This is a genomic window from Marseilla massiliensis, from assembly GCF_016899955.1.
Taxonomy (GTDB): Bacteria; Bacteroidota; Bacteroidia; order Bacteroidales; family Bacteroidaceae; genus Prevotella; species Prevotella intestinigallinarum.
Genome location: NZ_JACJJL010000049.1, coordinates 1 through 6,504, shown reverse-complemented (window position 1 = coordinate 6,504; position 6,504 = coordinate 1). Strand labels below are relative to the sequence as shown.

Genomic DNA, 6,504 nt, shown 5'->3' with positions numbered 1-6,504 from the left:
CGTGTACGTACGGTTCGGAGGCAGGCTGTCGGAAACCTACCACCGTAAGGTGGCATGGCGCCGACAGCCGAGCCTACAGGTGACCAACGCTAAACTTGAAAACGACATATCCGCCTTTGAAAGCAAGGTAAGCGGACGTTTCGTCCTATAACGCACAGCCTATGGAACGGACAACAATCACGATGGACGGGTGCGGCAGTGTTGCCGTACCGTCCGATACCGCCAACGTGTGGATGAGCGAAATGGAATTGGTAACGCTGTTCGGTGTAATAGCCCCGACACTCCGTGCCGCCATTCGAGCCGTGTACAAAAGTGGAGTGTTGCAACCTTGCGAAGTGGAAAGGCTCATCAGGTTGCCTAACGGTTATTATGCGGAAGCGTATGCCTTGCCAATGGTCGTGGCACTCGCTTTCCGCATCAATACGCCAAATGCAGCAAGGGTGTGCAATGCCCTGTTGGAAAGGCTGTGCTTGCGAATAGACAGACAAATGCTGTGGCTTTCGTTAGGCAACAGCACATCGTGCAAGTGTTAGCGAGTGCGGTTGCGTGTCACTACGCCCATGCACTCACACAATCCAAGTCTGCCCGAAGAAGTACCATTTTCCGCTTCTTCGGGCTTTTTCTTTTCGCCTTTTGATAACTGATATTGCCCATCTTACTGCATTTTCTTATCCGTCGGTTTCTTTTGCGCCGTTCTGCATCGTTTTACGTATCAAGGTTTTAACCGTCATGCCGTAGCTTTGCACCCATGTTCAACCCGCCTGCCGACAAGGTTTCGGCGGCACTAAAACCTATATTTGAAACATGGAAAAGAAAGAAGAATTCATCCGAGTAGGCACAACGCTCTACAAAATTGTGGACCAGCCCCAAATTGACGGCGGCTATGTGAGGAAGCGCATCGCATGGAACTCAGAGACCTTGCGGCAGGACTACGGCAAGGACTATATGGCAAGTGTTCCGAAGTATGACGGCTTCTGCACCGTACCCGACCATGTGGGCTACCAGCCCGTAGTCGGCAAGTTCCTCAACCTCTACGAGCCGATAAGCCATATTCTCCGACAAGGCGACTTCCCCTGCATCCGCTCGTTGGTGGAACACATCTTCGGCGGACAGTACGAGTTGGGCATGGACTACCTGCAACTGCTCTACCTTTACCCCATTCAGAAGCTGCCCATTTTGCTGCTCGTGTCCGAAGAACGGAACACGGGCAAAAGCACGTTTCTGAACTTCCTGAAAGCTATCTTTCAGAATAATGTCACTTTCAACACCAATGAGGACTTCCGCAGCCAGTTCAATTCCGACTGGGCGGGCAAACTGCTCATCATGGTGGATGAAGTGCTGCTCAACCGCCGTGAGGACAGCGAAAGGTTGAAGAACCTCAGCACCACACTTTCCTACAAGGTGGAGGCGAAAGGCAAGGACCGTGACGAGATAGGCTTCTTCGCCAAGTTCGTGCTTTGCTCCAACAACGAGCACCTGCCCGTCATCATTGACGCCGGGGAGACACGCTATTGGGTGCGGAAGATTGCGCCGATCCAAAGTGATGATACTGACTTCCTGCTAAAGCTGAAAGCGGAAATCCCTGCTTTCCTGCATTTCCTTGCCAACCGTACACTCTCCACCGAGAAAGAAAGCCGTATGTGGTTCAACCCGAAGCGGCTGGAGACGGATGCCCTGCGGAAGATTATCCGAAGCAACCGCAACCGTTTGGAGATTGAAATGGCTGAACTGCTGCTCGACATCATGGCAAGCACAGGTGTCAGTTCTGTTTCTTTTTGCCTCAATGACATTATCCCGTTGCTCGTCTGCTCGCAAGTCAAGGTGGAGAAGTCGCAGGTTCGGAAAGTGGTACAAGAGTGCTGGAAGCTGACACCAGCATCCAATTCGCTTTCCTACACCACCTACCAATACGACTACAACCGTGAATGCCGTTACTCTCCCGTCAGACGGATTGGACGCTACTACACGGTAAGCAAAGCGCAATTGGAAACACTTTGATATCTTGATGAAATGATGAAAGCATATATAACATAAAGAATAACAGTAACTTACATACTCATCAAACACTCAACAAAAGTATTTGGCTGATGAAAAGAGAAAGCGGACGCAGCCCCATACATCACTTTTCTTTTGGCGAGCGGTTTGATGAAACGATGATGAAAGGTTATTGCAATGTATGTCAATGCGTTAGACTATCCAATCATCAATTCATCGGATTTTCAGCCCTCAACAAGTCCACAGGAAAAGCAACGGAGGCGAACACCGCCATCCGCAGGCTGGTCGGACGGACTTCTGTCCTGCCGACAGACAAGGGAAAGCCGATGTCGCTGGCGAAAAGAAAAAGGCAACCGACAACAGCCGACATCATCGCCGACACCGCCGCAGGCTTTTGGGAAGCAAAAAGCCATAGCTCATTAGGGCGTTTTCTTCACGCACCGCTGACGCTAATGCTAAAAACGCCCAATGAGCCAGCAGGGTTGCACCCCGCTGCACACCCCCGCTTGTCCCGTGCGGCTATGACCGCAGACAGACACTGACAAACAAGTTTGTATAACCTCAAAAACAAGAAACGAACATGGGATATATCAGCATCCAAATCAACAAGGCGAAAGGGTCGGCTGACACGGGCGCATCCGACCACATCGAACGCAAGACAACGCCCAAGAACGCAGACCCCACACGCACCCATCTCAACCGCGAGCTGGTGCAATTCCCCGACGGCGTAACAGACCGCACCGGAGCCATAAGCCACCGCATCCGCACGGCTGGCATCAAGAGGAAGATAACGCCCGACCAAGTACGGGCAATCCGCATCGTGCTTTCGGGTACGCACGAGGACATGGCGAGAGTGCAGGACGAGGGCAGACTATCCGAGTGGTGCGATGACAACCTGCAATGGCTGCACCGCACATTCGGCAGGGAGAACACCGTTTCGGCGGTGCTGCACATGGACGAACACACGCCTCACATCCACGCCACGGTCGTGCCGATAGTGACGGGAGAGCGCAGAAAAGCCAAGCGGAAGCAGACGGAAGGCAGACGCACCTACCGCAAGAAAACCAACGCCGTGCGCCTGTGTGCCGATGACCTACTGACACGTGAGAAACTGGTTGCCTACCACGACAGCTATGCAGAGGCAATGGCGAAATATGGCTTGCAGCGTGGTGTCCGTGGTTCGGAAGCACGGCACACCACCACCGCCCAATACTACCGTGACCTGAAACGGCAGACGGGAGAGCTTGAAGCCAACGTGCGGCAGTTGCAGACCGAACAGCAACAGGCGGAACGACAACTGGACGAGGTGAAGCAGGATATCAAGTCGGAGAAGCTGGAAGCCGCCAAGACCGAGGCGAAAGCGGCACTCGTGGCAAAGGTCGGTTCCCTTTTTGGCGGAGGCAAGTTGAAAGAGCTTGAAGCCGACAACCGCATCCTGCAAGATGAGGTTGCCGCCCGTGACGAGAGCATCGAGTTGTTGCAACAGCAAATGGAGCGGCAGCAGGAGGAACACAGCCGTCAGTTAATGGAACTGCAAGCCCGGCACCGTAGGGAAATGTCGGACAAGGAAGCGGAACACCAAAGGGAAGTGTCATTCCTGAAATCCATCATCCAAAAAGCCAAGAAATGGTTTCCGCTGTTCCAAGAGCTTGTGTACATGGAGAAGTTCTGCCTCAAAGTCGGCTTCACCGAAAGGCAGACCGCCACGCTTATCAGCGGCAAGCCGCTGTTCTACGAAGGCGAACTCTATTCGGAGGAACACGGGCGGAAATTCAAAACAGAGGAAGTAGGCTTCCAAGTGGTGAAAGACCCGGCGGACAAATCGAAACTTGCACTTGCCATCAACGGGCAACTGATTGGCGAATGGTTCAAAGAACAGTTTGACAGGCTGTTTTCATCCATTCGGAAAAATGTCATACCGCCTCAATATAGGAAAGGACTTCGACAATAAGAGTTAATTTGTTTAAACCTAACGGGGAAGGAATAGTCTAATAATTGATTAGGTTATTCCTTTTCGCTATCTTTGAGTGCTATTAAGATGATAGGTTATGAAGAAACTTCTGTTCATATGGCTTGCATGGGTTGTAATAGGTGGACTTTCTGCCCAAAACAATAAATGTGCAGATATGTCCGCATTGCTGGAAAACAAAGTATGGAAAGTGCAATTACCCCAAAACAAGCAATATGCTATGGAAATGGAATTTCGTGATGCAGGGTGGAGAAGCGTCTTTTTGTATGATGGCAAAAGGAAAGAAACTTTTTATTCTTATTCTTTATGCGGAGATACAATCAAAGTCTTTGAATCGAGGAAAAATTACATTATCCAAGAGCTGACCGACAGCACATTGGTTTTTCAGTATCTGCCTGACACACTGACCATTGGTGTTGGTCCGGTCAGATGCATGACTGACAACAGCCTGCAAGGACAACGGCAGAATGAAAACCGTTTGGACAGCATCTGGTGTGCGGAGATAGGTTGGAACATAGGCGTTTTGGATATGTCGGGGAGTCCAATTAAAGACTTATCAACCATTGAACCACCCCGTTGGGCAAAATGGAATTACGATTTAGAAAAGTATTATACTTCCCAAATGGTATATCCCGAAGAGTTGTTGAAAAAGAACCAAGCCGGATATTCCGTAGTCATGTTTTATATCGACACATTAGGGTTGCCACACGGCATTTACATTTTGACTTCTAAACATAAAGAATTCGACAAAGAGGTTATCCGGCTGACCAAAGAATTACCGCATTGTCTGCCATGCAGGGACAAGGACGGCAAGCGAATGAAATGTTACTATGCGGTCTATGTGCCTTTCCTGCCACAACATTACCGAGACAGGGTGAAGGTGGACAGTATCGCGGAAGAAGAACAGAAACATTGTTTTGTAGAATGGGAGGCTGTCTCTTCTTTCCAAAACGGCAAGCTGTGTTCTGCGCAAAACTACATCACCCAACGCTTAAAGTATGACCCTGCATTATTGGGTGATAAACAACAAGTGAGAGGCATCTATACGATACGGATTAACTCGTATGGAGAAGTATATGATGCGAAAGTAGTGCGGAGCTGCGGCATTGAATACTGGGACAACCAAGTATTGGAAATCATCAGAAAGATGCCTCGCTGGACACCTACCATCAATTATTACGGCAAAGGAGAATATAGGGAATCTGTATGGACTATACCTATAGTTTTTAAGAGGAATGGAAGCTTGATTGCCCATACAACAGAAAAACATCTTGAAGTCGGTGTCCCCGTATGCTACTTGAATGAACAAGGCGATACCATTGTGCCATACAATAAATACAAATTCTGCCAAACAGACACCATACGGAACATCGGTTTTGTGTATGAGTACAAGCAAGACGCACGGATTGTTTGCATAAACAATCAAGGCAAAGAATTGTTCTATATGTTCAAACATGATAACGGTCCCGATTATATCCGCGAAGGACTTTTCCGCATCATGGATGAGAACGGACTGATAGGCTTTGCCGATTCATTGGGCAATGTGGTCATTAAGCCCCAATTCAAATTTGCATTTCCATTCAAGAACGGCAAAGCAAAAGTTACATTTACAGGAGAAGGGAAAGCGATATTTAACGGAGAACATCACGAATGGGTAAGTGATAAATGGCAATATATTAACAAGAAAGGAGAATTACTACAATGAAAACAATCATCTTATTCGCAATATTATCAAGTGTAGTTTGCCTAAGTTGTACCAACAAACGACAACAAGCTCAACCAGAAGCAACGCCGGACAAAGAGTTGACTATCATCGGTAGTAGCGATACGGTTACAAATATCAAAGTAAGCTCTACGTCAACTTTGAAAGAACATGGGCTACAACTTACGCAACAAATGAGGCAACTGGCTAACGACCAAGAATATCTCAATTTCTGCAGCCATTCAAGAGATGTCAATAAGATAGTTGCTGATATCGCCCAATATCAATACGATTCGCCAGAAAAGGTCTTTTCTGTCAGACACCTAATAGCTGACAGTTCAAATCCTTCCATCAACGACAGGAAGGTAAGGTCTATACCATCTCAACTAAACGCATTAAGTGGAGCTACTACACTTGCAGCTGCTTCTTTGTTCGTGGCTGATGATGCGTTCTTTTATGGAATGAACCTGAAAGCCCCCACCATATACTTAATACTTATACCTTTATGACGGAGATTGGCAAAGCATGGTGATATTCCGACCTGTTCGAGAAGGTATCGTACAAGCAAATTCATATTTTGTACATCATGGTATGCTGAATGATATAAAGGATACAGATGATGTGAAATCGTTTTTTAGCGAGGTACTGGAAATAGACAGCATAAACGTTCAAGAATGCAAATAACCATTACAGTTACTGATATGAAAATTAAAGTATTACTGTCAGCTATCAGCTTATTGGCTTTCCTTCCATTACAGGCACAAGACATTGATTTCCCCTTATCGCAATCGGAAATAGAGAAGTATGAAAGCCGCGTTCGTATACAACGACTTCCCGA

At 47.9% G+C, this 6,504-nt stretch carries 6 protein-coding genes; all 6 read left to right on the top strand.

All coding sequences use genetic code 11. The features are described from left to right. Window positions 1–161: 161 nt before the first annotated feature. On the top strand, window positions 162–533 hold the full coding sequence (locus tag H6B30_RS15450) for a virulence RhuM family protein (RefSeq protein ID WP_205112168.1): 372 nt from the start codon (window positions 162–164) through the stop codon (window positions 531–533). A 271-nt stretch (window positions 534–804) separates the two neighbouring features. Next, on the top strand, window positions 805–1,998 hold the full coding sequence (locus H6B30_RS15445) for a primase-helicase family protein (RefSeq protein WP_204473732.1): 1,194 nt from the start codon (window positions 805–807) through the stop codon (window positions 1,996–1,998). 89 nt (window positions 1,999–2,087) lie between these two features. Then, on the top strand, window positions 2,088–2,537 hold the full coding sequence (locus tag H6B30_RS15440) for a hypothetical protein (protein WP_205112163.1): 450 nt from the start codon (window positions 2,088–2,090) through the stop codon (window positions 2,535–2,537). A gap of 38 nt (window positions 2,538–2,575) precedes the next feature. Continuing rightward, window positions 2,576–3,946: a MobV family relaxase gene (gene mobV, locus H6B30_RS15435; RefSeq protein WP_205112161.1), complete on the top strand. Its 1,371-nt coding sequence runs from the start codon at window positions 2,576–2,578 to the stop codon at window positions 3,944–3,946. A gap of 97 nt (window positions 3,947–4,043) precedes the next feature. Further along, on the top strand, window positions 4,044–5,669 hold the full coding sequence (locus H6B30_RS15430; protein ID WP_204473736.1) for an energy transducer TonB: 1,626 nt from the start codon (window positions 4,044–4,046) through the stop codon (window positions 5,667–5,669). Beyond that, window positions 5,666–6,175, top strand: coding sequence for a hypothetical protein (locus tag H6B30_RS15425; RefSeq protein ID WP_204473738.1), 510 nt, complete (start codon window positions 5,666–5,668; stop codon window positions 6,173–6,175). The genes H6B30_RS15430 and H6B30_RS15425 overlap by 4 nt, the downstream gene beginning before the upstream one ends. Window positions 6,176–6,504 lie beyond the last annotated feature (329 nt).

Excerpts from the sequence above, each read along its gene's own strand:
- H6B30_RS15440 (WP_205112163.1), top strand. The coding sequence starts at position 2,088 with ATGAAAAGAGAAAGCGGACGCAGCCCCATACATCACTTTTCTTTTGGC.
- H6B30_RS15450 (WP_205112168.1), top strand. The coding sequence starts at position 162 with ATGGAACGGACAACAATCACGATGGACGGGTGCGGCAGTGTTGCCGTA.
- H6B30_RS15425 (WP_204473738.1), top strand. The coding sequence starts at position 5,666 with ATGAAAACAATCATCTTATTCGCAATATTATCAAGTGTAGTTTGCCTA.
- mobV (WP_205112161.1), top strand. The coding sequence starts at position 2,576 with ATGGGATATATCAGCATCCAAATCAACAAGGCGAAAGGGTCGGCTGAC.
- H6B30_RS15445 (WP_204473732.1), top strand. The coding sequence starts at position 805 with ATGGAAAAGAAAGAAGAATTCATCCGAGTAGGCACAACGCTCTACAAA.
- H6B30_RS15430 (WP_204473736.1), top strand. The coding sequence starts at position 4,044 with ATGAAGAAACTTCTGTTCATATGGCTTGCATGGGTTGTAATAGGTGGA.